Source organism: Streptomyces sp. NPDC001732 (assembly GCF_053596315.1).
Genome location: NZ_JBSFFY010000096.1, coordinates 1 through 16,275 on the forward strand (window position 1 = coordinate 1; position 16,275 = coordinate 16,275).

A 16,275-nucleotide genomic window follows, 5' to 3' on the forward strand; every position below is an offset into this window, starting at 1 on the left:
GCTCACGCTCTTGCACAGCACGTAAACGATGCCCCGCAACGCGGCCCGGTCATCCACAGGCAACCGCCCGGGATACCGATGCCGCCGAAGCGGACAAGCAGGCAACAGCGGAGCCACACGCTCCCACAGGCCATCGGGCACAAGATCAGCAGACACCCAACAAATCCTGCCGACGCGTCACCCAACTGCCAAGCCCCACAACGAACCTCATTCTGAAACGATCAGTAAGGCATCGCAGTGGTCCCGTCCGCCCAGGCATGGGCCCATGCCTGGAGTTCCGGATCAGCCAGAGTGCGCAGCCACAGGTCGGCCTGGCCAGCCCTCTCTTCGGCCGGTCGAGGTCCCACGCCGAGCACGCGCATGCCTGCTCTCCGGGCCGACTCGACGCCGGTGACCGAATCTTCCACAGCCATCGCGTCCTCCGGCCGCACGCTGCACAGGCGGACCGCGGTGGCGTAGACGTCGGGATGGGGTTTCGGCAGCAGTCCGTCACCCGCGACGACGACATGGGCGAAGTAGCTGAGGAGGCCGACCCGGGCAAGGACGGACTCGACCACGTCCAACGGGCAGTTGCTGGCGACCGCGAGCGGGATGTGGCGGGCGGCTAGGCGGACCAATGCCGCCGCGCCAGGCATGGTCACGGGGTCATCGGCAATGAGCGCCGTGAAGTGCCTCAGGAGTGCATGCGTCATGTCGTCGGCGAGTTGCGGCTTCCCGGCCTCTCTCGCCATGAGGCTGCCGCACTCGGTGTAGTGCACGCCCTTGGCCCGTTCGGCGAAGCCGGGGCGGGGTTTCAGACCGAACTCTCCGAAGACCCGGCTGCGCGCGTCCTGCCAGTGTCGTTCGGTATCCACGAGGGTTCCGTCACAGTCGAAGACGATGGCAGCTGGGGACCAGACGAAGATGCGAGGAGGTGTCATTTGCCTGCCGTTCTCGAAGAGCGCGCCGCCTCACATCTTCAGTGCTCGCAGTAGGAAGCAAAGCACTGCGAAGAGGCCCGCTCGGCCGCAGAAGGTGCGCTGTCGAACGAGTACCCGCTCGACCACACGTGAAGGCCGATGCTTCGCCTCTGGGTCCTCCAGCAACGGACGTCGTCCGACTTTCTCCGGATGACCCCAGAAACATCGTGATGACTACGTTAATTTCTCAGCGAAGAAGACGCAATCATCATTTTGAGTGTTTGACGGCACGCTCATTACCAAGTACTCGCGATGCGTGCGCGACAACCGGCAACGGCCGAATCAGACCCTCGCCCCATCCAACTCAAGTGGAACTAAGGGGACTTGACTGTAGATGCCGAACCGTGGAGACCGATGCCCGCACTCGGCATCCCCGGCTGAGCGCAAATTTTCACAATTGACCGTACTCACGTACAACCCAAGAACAATAATAATCTCCACGCATTAACGGCACGGGGAGCCGTAAGTGCGCCACGGCGCACGACTTTCCCGGGTCAAGGAAATGGGAACTGACGAACGAAGGCGGAACATGCATGCAGGACAGGGCGCGCGCAACCCGAAGGTCTCTACTGGAATCCGCAGCACGCCTTTTCGTTGAACAAGGGTACGCACGGACAAGCATCAATGAGATCAGTGACCTTTCAGGGCACACCAGCGGAGCCGTCTACTTCCACTACTCCAGCAAGGAGAAACTCGCACTGGCGGTCGTGCGCGAACAGTTCGCGACCTGGCCGTTGTTGACCGACCGCTATGCCTCCCCGGGGGTACCGCCGTTGGAGAAGCTGGTCGCTCTCAGCTTCGATATCGCCAAGGCACTGCGCGACGATGTCATGACCCGGGCCGGCGCGCGCCTGTGGGCCGAGCGCCGCACCATCGACGTCGCCATACCCACTCCCTTCGCCGTCTGGACGGCTGCCGTCGCGCGCCTTCTGGCCGAGGCGCGCGCCGACGGCGAACTGGCCGACGAAGTCGAGCCGTCGGGCACCGCCACTACCTTGGTGTGCTCGTTCTTCGGGCTGTACGACCTCACCGAGGAAATGACGGAGCACGAGGACCTCTCTGACCGGCTGCACCGGTGGTGGATGCTGATCCTGAAGGCGTTGCAGGCGCGCCCCGAGCCCGCCGCCCTGGTAGCGCGGGCCCTGGCGCACCACGGGCCGGCGCAACGAAGGTGAGGGGCTGTCGGGGAAGTAGCGTTCGTTGTCGGCGGCATTGGGGGGCTCATTCGGTGAAGGTGACCGGATGAGCAGGCGAGAAGCCGGATGGAATGGTGACACCGGATGCCTCCAAGGCCGTCTCCGAGGTCCTCTTCCCTCGGCATCGGCGTCTCCCGCGGCGTCGAGGGCGCGGCCCGTCTCGTCGTCCGCCCCCTGGGCGCAGCGGTGCCAGTGGGAGCGCTGCTGGTAATAGCGGCCGAGCCCGGCCGGGGGCCGCGTCGACGGCCGCGGGCGTCGCGGCGGTGGCGGCGGGTGGGATGGCCAGGCCGTCGGCGAGGACGAGTCCTGCGGCCCAGGCGTGCCGTGCGGCGGTGCCGGGGCGATCATGGTGCTTCTCCTTGACGGTGACGAACACGACCGGTCCGGAGAGCGTCCGGGCCGGGCAGGTCGAGCCTTCCAGCGCACTCTGCCCGCGTCGCCGTGCGACACGAACTGCCGGTACGTCAGGCGTAGCAGGACGGGCCGCCGACGTGCGCCCTGCGTACTGCCTCCGCCCCGGACGCGAGGGGGAGGCGGCGCCGGGACACGCCGGGAAGGAAGCGCCACGGGCCGGTCGGCCCACGGCCGGGGCGGGGAGCACATGGTGTGCGGCCCGCCCCGGCGACGACGGCGTCGGCGGTCTCCCCGAGGGCGGGCAGTGCGTCGGAGCGGACCGCCATTGCGGCGGTGCGTAACTGACGCAGCCGGGTGCTCTTCTCCTCCAGCGGCGCGTAGGCGGTCACTCCGAGGCCCCTTCGACGTGGTCCTCTCCGCGACCTCGTTCCGCTGGATCGACCCGGCGGTACAGGGCGTCCAGAGTGTCCGGGTGCAGCGTCACCCCGAACCCGGGACCGGACGTGCGGGGATCGCCGTCATTCTGGTACTTCGCCGCTCCCATCACCTTGAGCCGTTTCGCGAGCGCGAGGGCGTACTGAACTTGAGCTCGTGATGTCGGTCAGCCGTCCATGATCGGGCCGGTGCCGGCCAGGCACCCGTCGACCGGGTCCGGGCGGTACTGGATCTGCTTGAGTCTGCGCTTGACGGCGCGGGTGATCTGTCCGATGCACGCCGGGAGTTGACCGAGCCAGTGCTTGCCGCGTGGCGTCTGGAGCGCCGGTGCAGGGCTTTGCACTTCGGCCGGCCGCCCGGGCACAACCGGCGGGACATCATGGACGCGATCTTGTACGTGGACCGCACCGGAGTGCAGTGGCGCTGTCTCCCGCACGACTTCCCGCCCTGGAACACGGTCTGCGGCTGCTTCGCCAAATGGGCGGACGAGGGCGTGTTCACGCAGCTCAGCGGCCTGCTCAGGCAGCTGTTGCGGGAGGAGGAAGGGCGACGGGCCGAGCCGTCGGCCTGCGTGATCGACACGCAGAGCATCAAGACCTCCACCAGCGTCCCCGCGGCCGGCCAGGGCATCGACGCCGGAAGAAAATCGTCGGCCGCAAGCGCAGCATCGTGACCGGCACGCTCGGCCTTCTCCTCGCGGTGCTGGTCACCGCGGCAAGCGTGCAGGACTCCGCCGCCGGCACCCGTCTCCTCGACCAGGTCGCCGCCGGCCATCCCGGCATCCGTAAGGTCTGGGTCGACGGCGGCTGCCGCCAGCACCTCATCGAACACGCCGCCACCCTCGGCATCGGCATGGAAAACACCGCCCGCACCCCCGGGACCAGGGGATTCACCCCGATTCCCGAGCGGTGGGCGGCCGAGCGGACCTACGGCCGGCCGATGCTGAACCACCGCCCGGCCCGAGACCACGAAACCCTTCCCACCCGATCAGAAGCCATGATCCGCCTCGCCATGACCAGCCTCATGGCCAGCCGGCTCACCGGCGAGAACACCCTTTCCTGGCGCGACCCGACTTCCCGGACAAAACGATAGATCACGGGATGAAATACCGGGACAAAACGACCTCTCGGGGGGCGGGACTCCGCTGGGAGTCCCGCCCCCCTTCAAGGGAGTATGTGTCAAGGAGCCGTGCGACCGGGCTCAGAAACGGTCCGGGGCACGCTCCGGGAACGGAGACCCGGGGAGCACGTCCTGCTTCTGGTCGTTCCGTGCCTCTGCGTTCGAGCCGGCCGTCGCCTCGCAGGTCACGTCCTTCGCCGGGAGCCTGCCGGTGAGCAGGTAGTCATTGACCGTACCGTCCGTGCACGCGTTGCCGCTCGGGTAGACACCATGCCCCTCGCCGCCGAGAACAGTGACCATTTTCGATCCCCTCAGGGCGGCGTGCAGGGCCTGACCACTGGGCAGCGGGGTCTGCGAGTCCCACTCGTTCTGGACGACCAGGGAACCGACCTTGTTGTTCACCTCGGTCACCGGTTCCACCGACTTGTTCCAAAACGCACAGGGCTTGATGCTGGACGCGAAGTCACCGTAGAGCGGGTAACGGCCCTTGTCCTCGATGGCGTCCTGCTGGTAGCTCTCAGGATCGCGGGACCACGCGGCCGAATTGTCTCCGCACACCACGGCCCAGAAACTCGCCGTCATGTTGTCGGACGGCACCTCGGCGGCATCGGCGGCGCCTGCGGTCCGGGTTCCCCCGGATCCGGTGAATGCCGCGAGCTTCTTCGCGGACGCGGGCCCGCCGCCCGCGGCCTTCTTCAGCTCCACGAACCCCTCCGTGGCGTACTCGGGGCTGAAGACCGCCCCGCGCATACCGCTTCGGATGTCGTCACCGGTGACCGACTGCCCGTCTGTCTCGATGGGCTCATCGTCGGCCTGCGCGACCAGGTCCCAGAAGGTCCGGTCGACCTTCTTCGGGGTGTCACCGAGGCCGTACTTCTCGGAACGCGCGGCGGCCCACTCGGTCCAGCGGTCGAACGCGGGCTCGGCGCCTTCCGCCCACCACTGGATCATCCCTCGCCAGGCACGTGCCGGATCGACCGCGCTGTCCAGCACGAACCGGTCTGCCCGGCCCGGGAAGAGCTGGGTGTAGACGGCGCCGAGGTAGGTGCCGTACGAGTAGCCCACGTACGAGATCTTCTTCTCACCGAGGATCGCCCGGAGCAGATCCAAGTCGCGCGCGGTGTTGCGCGTGGTGATATGCGCGAGCGTGTCGCCCGCCTTCTCCCTGCACTTGTTCGCGACCTCCTGCGCCCAGGCGACGTCCTTGTCGAAGGTCTCCTCCTTGTACGGCCGCAGCCAGTCCTCCTCCTCCGGCTCCAGATCGCAGGAAACGGGGCTGCTGAGTCCGACACCACGAGGGTCGAAGCCGATGAGGTCGTACTTCTGCCGCACGGACTCGGGGAGGCTCTCCTGCATCCCCAGCGGCATGTAGAGCCCCTGTCCCCCCGGGCCGCCGGGGTTGGAGAACAGGACACCGCGCTGCTTGTCGGGCGCGGTGCTCTTGATCCGGGATATCGCTAAGTCGATCCGTTTGCCCCCGGGAACCCGGTAGTCCAGCGGGACCTTGATCGTGGCGCACTCAAACTCCGCCGGAGAGTCGGCTGCGCACCGCTTCCACCGCGGCTTCTGCTTCACGTACCGGTCCAGCGCACCCTTGGCGGCGGACGAGGAGGCGGCCGGCGGGGCGGCGGCCGGAGCAGCGGCGGCCGTCGGGGCGGCGAGCGAGGGAGCCAGCGTTGCCGTGACAGTCACGGCCAGCAGGGGAGCGAGACGTCGTCTGCGCACGATATCGATCCTTCCGGTCACATGTTCGGACAGGAAAGATCATTCAGGAACCGGCCAAGCATGCGGATCCCCCGCTGGACTGCACCTCTCCTCCATCCTGGGAATGACACAACAGCCGTGGTTGATACCCGAGTTGTACGGGAAGGGGCCGCCCTCGCGACGGGACGGACAGCGCCGCCCGTCGGAAGTCGACGCGGAACGCATCGGCACCGCTCACCGCCGGGGCGCGCCGCCGGAACGCCGACCACTTCCCGTGCCGCCTCGACGCGGACGGCTGTATCAGTGCCCCGATGGGCCCGGCGGTTTGTCCGTCACGGTTCGGAGGCGGTGGTAGACGACGTCCGCGAGGTCGTCGCAGTCGTAGGCGGACGCGTTGCTCAGGTGTCCGTCGAACGGGCCGACCTTCGTCGCCGTTCGGCCGCCGCGGAAGCTGACCTCGTGACTCAGCACGCGACCAAGGTGGTGGAGCCACGCCTCCGCCCCCTGGAACACCTGGCTGCCAGCAAGTGCCGGGGCCGTGAAGCTCGGAAATGCCCCTGGGCTTGGTGGTGCACGTACCCCGGCCAGTCCCCGGCGAGCCGCTGGCGTCGGCGGCAGATACCGAGGCGGTAGAGCACCGACCGGTCATCGGCCAGGCCGTGCCGGATGATGGTGGTGGCCGCCGGGTCGGTGCAGGTAGTGATCTGCCGCAGCAGCACGGAGCCTCCCTTGCAGGCGGGCTTCACAGAGTCCGTCGCTGGGCCTTCAGGGAGGGCTGGGCGCCAGTGGCCCTCGGAGGCTCCGAGGGCCACACGCAATCAGCCGCACCCTGCCCTTCGTTACGAACCTGTCTCGCTTTCTTGAGAAGCGTCTTAAAGGTCCTAACGGAAGTCACTGATGATGTGACTTCCGGCTTGGGTGCTCGTTGGGCTGTTCGTGGGGAGCAGCGTTCGATCGGGAGCACAGGTGCGGCTCGTCCGCCGGTTGCGCACGAGTCACCCCAGCAGTGAAGTTGATCAATGCTCTTCGCCATCCCCTAATCTGTTACGCATGGTTGCAGGGGGAGAACTGGTGGACGGGCGGTTCCGGCTGATCGAGCAGCTCGGAAGCGGCGGGATGGGGACGGTGTGGCGGGCGAGCGACACCGTGCTGCACCGGGAGGTCGCGCTCAAGGCCGTGCGCTCGGACGCGGAGGCGTCCGACGTCTCGCGCGAGCGCGTACTGCGCGAGGCGCGGGCCCTGGCCCGGCTCAACCACCCCAACGCCGTGACCATCCATCACATCGTCGACACCGATCCGCACCCGTGGCTGGTGATGGAGCTGGTGCCCGGCCCCTCCCTTCAGGAACGGCTCGCGGCCGGCCCGATGACGCCCGTGGAAGCCGCCCGCCTGGGTCGGCAGCTGCTGTCCGCGTTGCGGGCCGCCCACGCGGTGGGCGTCCACCACCGGGACGTGAAACCCGCCAACGTCCTGCTGCGCACGGACGGAACCGCCGTGCTCACCGACTTCGGTATCGCGGGGCTGAGGGGGGCCACCTCGCTCACGGCGACCGACGAACTCGTCGGCTCCCCCGAATACATCGCGCCCGAACGCGTCCGCGGTCACGACGACGATCCCGCGTCCGACTTCTGGTCGCTCGGCCTGCTGCTGTACGTGAGCGTCGAGGGCGTCAGTCCGCTGCGGCGTACCACGGCACTGGCCACCCTCGCCGCGGTGCTCGACGAGCCGGTGCCGCCGCCCGTACGGTCCGGCCCGCTCGGCCCTGTGCTCCAGGAGCTGCTGGTGAGGGACCCGTCGGCGCGGCCGGACGCGGAGCGGCTGGACGCGATGCTGGCGCAGGTGGAGTCCGGCTCGGCACCCCACTGGGCACAGCCGACACTCACCACGCCGGTGCCGCCGTCCATTCCTCCCCGACATGTGCCCACGCAACTGGACACCCCGAGGCCCGCGCCCGCGCCGGAGCGGCGGCGGGGACGGAAGACGGTCGTCGTCGCCGTGACCGCGACGCTGCTGACTGCCGCCACGGCCGTGACCGCGATACTGGTACTCCCTCTTCGCGGTCCGGAGAAGGGGGCGGCGAGCGAGAACTTGGGCACGTCGCCCAGCACGGCGTCCACTCGGCCCTCGGACACCGCCGCGAGTTCCCCGTCCGCGCAGGCTCCCACGGCGTCGGCTCAGCCGACACGGGACACGGTGGCCGTTCCGCCGACACAGCCGACGGATGAGGCGACGCACTCGGCGACTCCTGTCGGGCAGGCCCCTCCGACCGACGGTCGCTGGATCGCCCAGCTCTACTCCGAGCCCCTCGGCGCGGGCCTCGCCGTGCGCGACAAACGGCTCGCCACGGTTCGGCAGTCGGTGCCCGAGGCGGAGGTTCTCCGCAGCGACGACTTCGCGTCGCTGCGGCCGGGCTACTGGGTGTTCTACGCCCCCGGACCCTTCACGGACGGGCACTCGGCCCTGGCCTTCTGCGCCGCCCGCGGCAGGACCACGGCCAACACGTGCATCGGCCGCTACCTGAGCACCAGTCCGTTCGACCTTCCCCTTCAGTGCCGCCCTCCCGCCGACCGTCCCACCGGCCGCTGCTCCCGCTCCTAGGCAGTGTCTTCAAATGATCTTGCGTGGTGGATCATGGTGTCGTGATACGCCGCCATGAACTGTCTGATGCCGAATGGGAGTTCGTCCGGTCGCTGCTGTCCGAGTCGTTGCGGGGCTGGAAGCGGCTGGATGACCGCAGGGTGCTGAACGGACTCGTGTGGAAGTTCCGGGCAGGGAGGGCCTGGCGGGAGGTGCCCGGGCGTTACGGGCCGTGGGCCACACTCCACACCCGGTTTCGCCGGTGGGCGGCGGACGGCACGTTCGAGCGGATGCTCCGCGCCGCCCAGGCGGAGGCGGACGCGGCGGGAGACATCGACCGGCTGGTGTCGGTCGATTCCACAGTCGTCCGTGCCCACCCGCATGCGGCCGGGGCCCGAAAAGGGGGCTCCGCGACCCGGCCCTCGGCCGGTCCAGAGGTGGTCCGACCAGCAAGATCAACCTGGCCTGTGACGGCCGGGGCCGCCCGCTCGCTTTCATCGTCACGGGCGGCAGCACCAACGACTGCACCCAGTTCACCACGGTCATGGAAGCGATCCGGGTGCCCCGGGTCGGACCGGGTCGGCCCCGGGTCCGGCCCGATCACGTCCTCGGCGACAAGGGATGCAGATCGAAGGCGGTCCGAACCCGGCTCCGCCGCCGAGGCATCGCCCACACCATCCCCGAGCGGCTCGATCAGGTCCGCAGTCGGGCCCGGCGAGGCAGTAACGGAGGCCGCCCGCCGGCCTTCGACCATGCGGTCTGCAAACACCGCAACGTCGTGGAACGGCGCTTCAACCGAACTGCTGGCGAACTGCCTGATCTTTCATACCTTCGTGGACATCAAAAAATGGCCAACGACCCCGTCGGCGAGGGCTGGGAGGTGGACCTGGTGCAACTGGCCACCCTCACCTGTACATCACCAGCAAGACCCGCCGCCTCGGGACCTGGCACCTTGACATGGGCACCCCGAGAACGAGGCGGTAGGGCAGCTGCGGACGTCCGCCTGGGGTCTTCGACCCGGAGGGCCAGTTTCCCCATCAGGAGTCGCCGCCCTGACCGCCGGGCCCACGAGCCCGATCCGTCCAGCCGCGGCACGGGCCGCCGCCAGCGCCTGGAACGCGCCCGCCGCGACCTCTCCGAACCCGGCCTGCGCACCACCCCCATCCACGCCAGCGCAGCCCGCTGGGGCTTCCCCCGGGCCGCCGACTTCACCCGCGCTTTCCGCGCCGCCTACTACCTCCCACCCAGCGACTACCGCCGCCTCCACCCGACAGCCGAGTAGACGCAACGCCAAGCAGGTGTGGACTCTCCGCTAGTGATCTGAGTCGGAGATTCGTCGGCAGTGGGCGGCGACTTTGTCGAGGATTTCGTCGGCTGTCTTCGTCCAGACGAACGGCCTGGGGTGCTCGTTCCAGTCGGCGAGCCAGGCTCGGATGTCGCGTTCGAGGGCTTGGACGGAGCGGTGGACGCCGCGCTTGAGCTTTTTCCGGGTCAGCTCGGCGAACCACCGCTCGACCAGGTTCAGCCAGGACGCGCCGGTCGGCGTGAAGTGCAGGTGGAACCGTGGGTGGGCCAGCAGCCACCGCTTGATGTCGGGCGTCTTGTGGGTCGCGTAGTTGTCCAGGATCAGATGGACCTGCAGATCGGTCGGGACTTCCCTGTCCAGCTTCGCGAGGAACTTCTTGAACTCCGCTGCCTGGTGGCGGCGGTGCAGGGAGCCGATGACCTTGCCGGTGGCGACCTCGAGGGCGGCGAAGAGGGTCGTGGTACCGGCGCGGACGTAGTCGTGGCTGCGGCGCTCGGGAACGCCGGGCATCATCGGCAGGACCGGCTGGGACCGGTCCAGGGCCTGGATCTGCGACTTCTCGTCCACGCACAGCACCAGGGCCTTCTCCGGCGGATCGAGATACAGACCGACGACGTCGCGGACCTTGTCGATGAACAGCGGGTCGGTGGACAGCTTGAACGTCTGCGACCGGTGCGGGGCCAGGGCGAACGCCCGCCAGATCCGCGAGACCGCCGACTGCGACATGCCTGCGGCCGCGGCCGTCGGCCTCGTCGACCAGTGGGTCGCGTTCTTCGGTGCCTCCTCAAGCGACTTGACGATGACCCGCCCGACGTCGGCATCGGTGATCTTCCAAGGGACGCCGGGCCGCGGGTCGTCGCACAAGCGTCCAGTCCCCGCTCGATGAAGCGGCGCCGCCAGGTGCGGACCGTGTCCGGAGCGATCCGCAGCCGGCGGGACACCTCCATGATCGAGTGGCCTTCGGCGCACTCCAGCACGATCCGCGACCGCTGAGCCAGCGCCTGAGCCGTCGCACGACGACGCAACCAGCCCTCCAGCACCGCCCGCTGGGCATCAGTGACCGACGACGGCGGAATCTTCGGACCCGGACGACTCATACCCGGCTAACGACGAATCTCTGACTCAGGTCACCAGCGACACACTGCCGGTCGCCCGGCAGGCTGATGGTGACGCCGATACGGAGATTCGGCGCCGAACCGGCTGACGAGGAGGGGATCGGTTTGGCATGGAGGAAGATGAAGAGCACGGTGGTGTCATCCGGGTCGCGCGGAGCTTCGCGCTCACGTCGGTGGAGGCGTGCGGCAACCGCCGCGGTGAGTGGCATGCTCCTGGCCGCCGCAACACCGCTGATCACGGCCGGTCCGGCGCAGGCGTGGTCGTGGGACTGCCAGCAGTATCTGTGAGACAAGGGCTACCACGTACCCATTGGAAGGAAGGCCTGCAAGAGTTGCGACTACGCCGAGGATTGGGCAACAGACTCCGACCGGAGGTTGTATGGCTCTTCTACTGCCGGCAAGGCCTGGAGGACCTCGGAGTGAAGCACAGCCACGCGGTAACGGCCTGCAAGAAGGGCGCCAGCCTCTGAAATCGTCGAGGGCCGTGACGCGCCAACGACGTGCTGTTCCTCGGAACAGACCACCCGCTGATGCCGCCTCAGCAACTGCAGCAATCACGGCACCCTCAGAACCCCCTCGTCGGGGCTGAGGAAGGGGGTGCTCGCCGAGACGCAGGTCAGCCCCTGTTGAGCGCTCTACCAACGGAGGAAAGTGAAAGATCGTGAAAAGTTGCGCGAGAGTGCTCGCCGCGGCCGCAAGCGGATTACTGCTGGCGACAGGGCTGACCACAGGCAGGGCCGTAGCGGCTGTGCCGACTGCCCCAGAGCTGGAGGTGGACGTCGCCGAGAAGCTCGAGGGCGGGCATCCTGACTGGACGTACAGTAAATGCGTGTCCAGCAACAACGGTGAGGTCTGCTACAACAGGGCCACCGACGATTTCTGGGTGAGGGACCTGGATCCCGACGGGAACCCCTCAACTGCCTGGTGGGAGACATCCACTCGCAGGGGGCAATGCATCTCTCGTGCCGGTGGGAACCATTGGGCCTACTGCAGAAAGAACCTCCCGGAAGGGCACCAGCTTGTTCTCTGGTCCCTGGGCGACGACGGCCGAAAGTACAAGGTCACTTCGCGGACATGAGACGGGAGGCAGTTCCCGTGGCACCCGCCGACCGCTCGACGTTCTCCGCGTAGGGCGAGACCTGGTCCTGGATCACTTTCCCGGCCGGGGCCACGGAGGCGCACCGAAACCTGTGGTCATGAACGGCCGCGAGCGAGGTCATGTCCGGGGACCTGCGGTTCCTCAAGACTCACAGCCGAATCTTATTCGGGCAGATGCCCGATCACGACCAGGTGGCCGCAACTGCCGCAGTAAACCCGGTATTCACTGCGGCAGTGGCTCAAGAGGTCAGCACTTCACCGATTCGGAGTGCTGGTGAGTTGACGGACGTCAGCGGCTTCGGCGATGGCCCGGTGTCCGCGGTCGTTGGGGTGGAGGTGGTCGCCGGAGTCGTAGGCGGGACGCATACGCGTGGGATCGGCGGGGTCCTTCAGGACGGCGTCGAAGTCCAGAACGCTGTCGAAGAGGCCGCTGTGGCGGAGGTAAGCGTTGACGGCCTGGCGACAGCGCTCACCGGCTGGTTCGTAGCGTAGGAACCCTCCGTAGGGCGGGATGGTGGTGGCGACCACGCGGACACCGTGGGCGTGGGCGCGGGACACGAATTCCTGGAACCCTCTGATGATCGCCTGCGGATCGTACTGATGCGGGGGCTGCTGGATGTCGTTGATAACGTCGGTGAGCACGATGGTGTCCACGCCGGGGACGGCGAGTGCGTCGCGGTCCTGACGGTCCAGAGAGCTGGGACTGCCGGCGTCGTTCCTGGTGAGCAGCCGGGTGGCGGTGATGTTGGCGTTGACAACCGAGACGGGCAGGCCGTCCTCTTTGAGGCGCCGGTCCATCTGTTCGGGCCAGGCGGCACCGGGGGTGGTTCTGTAGCCCCCGGCGACCGATGCTCCGATCACCACCACGGTGTTGTCGGAGGAACTATCGGTCCGTGCGGTGTCCGTCCGCAGGGCGCACAGGGCGAGCAGTGTGGCGGCAAGAGTGGCAGTCCAGGACCGCTTGAGCGTGGCCGTCATGTCAGCGGCCGCTGCCGGCTGGACGGCTCGTGGCGCGGGCGCCTCGGAGGATCCATCGCCGGCCGGGCTGCTCGACCCAGCGGAACAACCCCCAGGACAGGCCGAGGGAAGCGGCGAAGACGGCAGTGGCGAGAGCCAGGGCGGGCCCTGTCTCGAGTTCGGGATGCCTGCCGAAGAGTTCCTCGGCACTCCGCATGACAAGGATGTGGATCATGTAGAAGGCGAAGGAGTATTCGCCCAGCCGGACCAGCCGGCGGCGGCGCCACAGCGAGCGGGCTCCGTGCAGGTCATTGAGTGCGGCCGCTGGTATGAGACAGGCCAGTCCGATCACCGTGAACGCCGCGTAGCTGCTGCCGCCGGGAAGCTGCTGGGCGAGGAAGTAGCCGATGAGGGTGAGCCCCATGGCGGCTTCCGACCCGGGCCCGCGCCACGCCCCGATTCGGACGAGACGGCCGATGGCCGCGCCGAGGACGAATTCGGGAAACCGGGCGAGCGGGGAGGAGTGCAGCGTCCAGCCGAGAGCGAGGTGCGCGTTGATCAAGGGCAGAAGGATGACCACCACAGTGCAGGTCATCGCCAGGGCGGTGAGGCCGCGGGGGTTCGTGCGGCGCAGGCCCGTGTACAGGGCGGGGAAGGCAGCGTAGAAGAACGCCTCGCAGGCCAGCGACCAGCTGACCGGGTTCAGTGCCTGCCACCAGTGAGAGTTCCAGGAGCTGACCAGCAGCAGGTTCGCTGCCGTTTCTCCGGGGCCGCTGGGGCGCAGGCCCGGCACCAGGGTGAAGGCCAGTACCAGGGCTGTCGCCGCGGTGACCAGGTGCACCGGGTAAATCCGGGCGATGCGCCTCAGCCAGAACGCCCGCGCGCTGGCTCCCGGGCGGGCCGACCAGGCCAGCACGAAGCCTGACAGGATGAAGAAGAAGGACACCCCCGTCGCGCCGGCCCCGAACGCCCAGTCCACGATCCGAGCACTCTCACCGTCGAAATAGCCGAAGTTCCGCACGTGGTAGACGAACACCACGAACGCTGCCACCCAACGCAGGCCGGTCAACGACGGCAGCGTCGCAGACGCTGGTGCCGGTGGGGCTGTGGCTGTGGCGGTGCGAATTGCCTGGAGCGTCATGACTTCACCCGGCCGGCATACGGGGACAGCAGACCGGAGAGCAGGGCAGCACAAATCAGCGCGTGCATGAAGGGGGTCCTGTCACGAGGTTTCGGGCGTCACCGCGTGCATGCAGGGCGGCAGGCGCCTGCACGGGCAACGCTTTGAACGTTCAGGCGAGCGGTCCATCGACGGCCTGGGCAGACGGACGTATCGCCAGGAGCGGTGCCCGAACTGCTCAGTTCGGGCACTGTATGCGTCGTCAGCTCGCGCTGGCGTGCGTCTGTCCGGGCTTGTCGGTGACGCTGCGGCTCAGGACGGCGGTGGTGGCGGTGATCTGGCCCTTCTTGGCCCAGGAGGTGTCCTTGACCATGACGCTTCGCTCGCCGAGGAACTCCAGGGTGTGCTTGTCGAAGATCCATTCGGTGCGCTGGCCGTCGTGGACGCGGGCGACGGCGATGCCGTGGCGGCCGGTCGCGTCCACGGCGTCGTTCACAACGGTGACGCCAGGGATCTTGGCTGCGGCCCTGTACAGGGCGGCACTGACCTTCGGCGGTGCGAGCTGCTCGCGCAGCAGGTCGCCGATCGTCACGAACGCCTCCTGGTCCGGGCCGGGCCCGGCGCCCTTGGTCTCGTCGTAGATCTTCTTCAGCAGCGTGTGGGGGTCGGTGGGCAGCGACTCCAGGTAGCGGTAGGTCGGGTTGTTCAGCGAGGGTGCCGCGTTGCCCGGGACGGTGACATGACGCTTGGAGTTGGTGTCATCCGCCCGACGGACCGTGGTCCGGCCGTTTCCTTCACTGACAACCACGCCTTCCTGGTCAGTGGTCAGCTCCGTGTCCTGGCCGTTCTCGCGCAATAGGCCGGGGCGCGTTCCATCGACCGAAAGCCAGATCTGCCGCAGGTGCGGCTTGTCCAGGCGCATGACAGGGTCCTTGCCGCTCTGGCTGGAGTAGGCGACCTTGCTGGCGATGTACACGTACTGGTCGTCGCGGACGGCGGGTGCGGGCTTGGACGCGGCGACGGTGGCGATACGGTCCAGCAGCACCGCAGCCGGTGTGGCACTGGTTCCCCGGGCCGAGGGGCCGGAGGCCATGGTCGAGCCGGGGCCGGCGGTGGGGGGGTGGTCGAGCACACCGCCGGTGGCCAGGGCGAGGGCCATGGCGCCTGCGGCCAGCGGGATCGCCGTAAATGCCAGGCGGCGGCGATACCGCGGTCGGGGCCTGGCGGTAGCGGTATTGGTGTTGTGCTGGATTTCGCGCATCAGATGGTCCTTCAGGAGCTGGTGGCGGCGTCCAGGCAGGTCCCGCTCGGCCGGGACCGGCAGCAGCCGGGCCATCTCCTCGCGCTCGGCCTGGGTGGGCCTTTGCGGCTTGGGGCTCATCGGGTTTCCTCCTGGGTGGGCCGGACCGCAGGGACGCGGTCACCATCTACCTGTCCGCAGCCCGCCTCCGAGTTCCCGCTCCCGGGCGGAACCTCGACACCGGCGAACTTGCGGAGCTTCTTGCGGGCGCGCGAGAGACGAGAGCGGACGGTGCCCAGCGGGATGCCCAGCGCCTGGGCCGCCGCCGCGTAGTCCAGGCCGGACCAGATACACAACGCGACCACCTCGCGCTCCGCGCGGCGCAGCCGGGACATCGCCGCCTGCAGCACCGCGACCTGGCCCGCGTCGTCGATGCGGTCGACCAGATCATCGGCGAAGTCCGGGAACACCTCCTCGCGCGGCAGGCGGCTGACTGCCGCTTCGTGTCGCCGCGCGGCCCGGCGGGTGTTCCTCGCGGTGTTGGTGGCGATGCCCAGCAGCCACGGCCGCAGTGACCCGCCGTCCAGGTCCACCGTTCCCCGCAGCCGCCATGCCTCCAGGAAGGTCAAGGACAGTACGTCCTCGGCCGCCGACCAGTCGCCGGTCAGCCGGAAGGCATGGTTGTACACCGCCCGGGCGTAATCATCGAAGAGAGAACCGAATGTATCGGGATCTCCCGCCCGTATGCGGGCGCGCGTATTCATCTCCACACCATCGGACTGTCCGACCAGCCCGGCCCGGTTCCCGGAACGTGATGCACGCCACTTACAGGAGTTCCCGTCCAGCCGGGAGAAACCTTTGGGACCTCGCAGGGGCAAGGGCCGATCAGGCGGTCTTCGCTCTCACCGTGGTTTCCGACATCGACGCACGGCGAAGGGCCTCCGTCCGCGAGGAAGCAGCTGGACGGGAAGGATGACGTGCACGCGGCTGGGGCTGTGTACCGATCTGAGGCAGCTCCTCGATGAGGAACCTCCCCACCGGAGCCGGCGGTGCCCGGTACGCAGAAAGGCGTGGTCTGCCACCACGGGGGGACGG

Annotated in this window: 10 protein-coding genes and 7 pseudogenes; 6 read left to right on the forward strand and 11 right to left on the reverse strand. The window is 68.2% G+C overall.

What is annotated here, in order from left to right:
• Both ACWCXX_RS37865 and ACWCXX_RS37870 read right to left on the reverse strand, forming a co-directional pair.
• Window positions 1-156: pseudogene (locus ACWCXX_RS37865) on the reverse strand (IS5/IS1182 family transposase); the annotation flags it as partial.
• Between the two features lie 65 nt (window positions 157-221).
• Complete coding sequence (locus ACWCXX_RS37870) at window positions 222-920, reverse strand: HAD family hydrolase (RefSeq protein ID WP_451135400.1); 699 nt, start codon at window positions 918-920, stop codon at window positions 222-224.
• Between the two features lie 572 nt (window positions 921-1,492).
• Here ACWCXX_RS37870 and ACWCXX_RS37875 point away from each other — a divergent pair.
• Window positions 1,493-2,134, forward strand: a complete 642-nt coding sequence (locus ACWCXX_RS37875; protein WP_451135402.1) for a ScbR family autoregulator-binding transcription factor — start codon at window positions 1,493-1,495, stop codon at window positions 2,132-2,134.
• A gap of 485 nt (window positions 2,135-2,619) precedes the next feature.
• Here ACWCXX_RS37875 and ACWCXX_RS37880 read toward each other — a convergent pair whose 3' ends face one another.
• Together ACWCXX_RS37880 and ACWCXX_RS37885 are read right to left on the reverse strand one after the other, a co-directional pair.
• Window positions 2,620-2,898 carry a hypothetical protein gene (locus ACWCXX_RS37880; protein WP_451135404.1) on the reverse strand — a complete coding sequence of 93 codons (279 nt, stop codon included), beginning with the start codon at window positions 2,896-2,898 and terminating at the stop codon, window positions 2,620-2,622.
• 212 nt (window positions 2,899-3,110) lie between these two features.
• A pseudogene (locus tag ACWCXX_RS37885) lies at window positions 3,111-3,248 on the reverse strand (IS630 family transposase); the annotation flags it as partial.
• On the opposite strand from ACWCXX_RS37885, the pseudogene ACWCXX_RS37890 reads away from it, so the two are divergent.
• Window positions 3,210-4,036, forward strand: a pseudogene (locus ACWCXX_RS37890) (IS5 family transposase). The pseudogenes ACWCXX_RS37885 and ACWCXX_RS37890 overlap by 39 nt on opposite strands.
• 108 nt (window positions 4,037-4,144) lie before the next feature.
• On the opposite strand, the gene ACWCXX_RS37895 reads toward ACWCXX_RS37890, so the two are convergent.
• Both ACWCXX_RS37895 and ACWCXX_RS37900 read right to left on the reverse strand, forming a co-directional pair.
• The gene (locus ACWCXX_RS37895; protein ID WP_451135406.1) at window positions 4,145-5,788 is read right to left on the reverse strand and encodes an alpha/beta hydrolase; all 1,644 of its coding nucleotides are present in this window, start codon (window positions 5,786-5,788) and stop codon (window positions 4,145-4,147) included.
• Window positions 5,789-6,067: 279 nt separating this feature from the next.
• Window positions 6,068-6,238 (reverse strand): hypothetical protein, encoded by a 171-nt coding sequence (locus ACWCXX_RS37900; RefSeq protein WP_451135408.1) that lies wholly within the window; start codon window positions 6,236-6,238, stop codon window positions 6,068-6,070.
• Window positions 6,239-6,817: 579 nt separating this feature from the next.
• On the opposite strand from ACWCXX_RS37900, the gene ACWCXX_RS37905 reads away from it, so the two are divergent.
• The 4 genes and pseudogenes from ACWCXX_RS37905 to ACWCXX_RS37920 form a co-directional block, all read left to right on the forward strand.
• On the forward strand, window positions 6,818-8,365 hold the full coding sequence (locus ACWCXX_RS37905; RefSeq protein ID WP_451135410.1) for a protein kinase domain-containing protein: 1,548 nt from the start codon (window positions 6,818-6,820) through the stop codon (window positions 8,363-8,365).
• Between the two features lie 41 nt (window positions 8,366-8,406).
• A pseudogene (locus ACWCXX_RS37910) lies at window positions 8,407-8,625 on the forward strand (transposase); the annotation flags it as partial.
• A pseudogene (locus ACWCXX_RS37915) lies at window positions 8,607-9,128 on the forward strand (transposase); the annotation flags it as partial. The pseudogenes ACWCXX_RS37910 and ACWCXX_RS37915, both read left to right, overlap by 19 nt.
• A gap of 315 nt (window positions 9,129-9,443) precedes the next feature.
• Window positions 9,444-9,626 (forward strand): annotated as a pseudogene (locus tag ACWCXX_RS37920) (helix-turn-helix domain-containing protein); the annotation flags it as partial.
• Between the two features lie 30 nt (window positions 9,627-9,656).
• Here the strand turns inward: ACWCXX_RS37920 and ACWCXX_RS37925 are convergent.
• The 5 genes and pseudogenes from ACWCXX_RS37925 to ACWCXX_RS37945 form a co-directional block, all read right to left on the reverse strand.
• Window positions 9,657-10,747 (reverse strand): annotated as a pseudogene (locus tag ACWCXX_RS37925) (IS630 family transposase).
• Between the two features lie 1,371 nt (window positions 10,748-12,118).
• The gene (locus tag ACWCXX_RS37930; RefSeq protein ID WP_451135412.1) at window positions 12,119-12,841 is read right to left on the reverse strand and encodes a GDSL-type esterase/lipase family protein; all 723 of its coding nucleotides are present in this window, start codon (window positions 12,839-12,841) and stop codon (window positions 12,119-12,121) included.
• Window position 12,842: 1 nt separating this feature from the next.
• Window positions 12,843-13,889: an acyltransferase family protein gene (locus tag ACWCXX_RS37935; protein ID WP_451135414.1), complete on the reverse strand. Its 1,047-nt coding sequence runs from the start codon at window positions 13,887-13,889 to the stop codon at window positions 12,843-12,845.
• 313 nt (window positions 13,890-14,202) lie between these two features.
• On the reverse strand, window positions 14,203-15,321 hold the full coding sequence (locus ACWCXX_RS37940; protein WP_451135416.1) for a CU044_5270 family protein: 1,119 nt from the start codon (window positions 15,319-15,321) through the stop codon (window positions 14,203-14,205).
• Window positions 15,318-15,944: an RNA polymerase sigma factor gene (locus ACWCXX_RS37945; protein WP_451135418.1), complete on the reverse strand. Its 627-nt coding sequence runs from the start codon at window positions 15,942-15,944 to the stop codon at window positions 15,318-15,320. The genes ACWCXX_RS37940 and ACWCXX_RS37945 overlap by 4 nt, the downstream gene beginning before the upstream one ends.
• Between the last annotated feature and the right edge of the window lie 331 nt (window positions 15,945-16,275).

Excerpts from the sequence above, each read along its gene's own strand:
- ACWCXX_RS37945 (WP_451135418.1), bottom strand. The coding sequence starts at position 15,944 with ATGAATACGCGCGCCCGCATACGGGCGGGAGATCCCGATACATTCGGT.
- ACWCXX_RS37905 (WP_451135410.1), top strand. The coding sequence starts at position 6,818 with ATGGTTGCAGGGGGAGAACTGGTGGACGGGCGGTTCCGGCTGATCGAG.
- ACWCXX_RS37870 (WP_451135400.1), bottom strand. The coding sequence starts at position 920 with ATGACACCTCCTCGCATCTTCGTCTGGTCCCCAGCTGCCATCGTCTTC.
- ACWCXX_RS37930 (WP_451135412.1), bottom strand. The coding sequence starts at position 12,841 with ATGACGGCCACGCTCAAGCGGTCCTGGACTGCCACTCTTGCCGCCACA.
- ACWCXX_RS37940 (WP_451135416.1), bottom strand. The coding sequence starts at position 15,321 with ATGAGCCCCAAGCCGCAAAGGCCCACCCAGGCCGAGCGCGAGGAGATG.
- ACWCXX_RS37875 (WP_451135402.1), top strand. The coding sequence starts at position 1,493 with ATGCAGGACAGGGCGCGCGCAACCCGAAGGTCTCTACTGGAATCCGCA.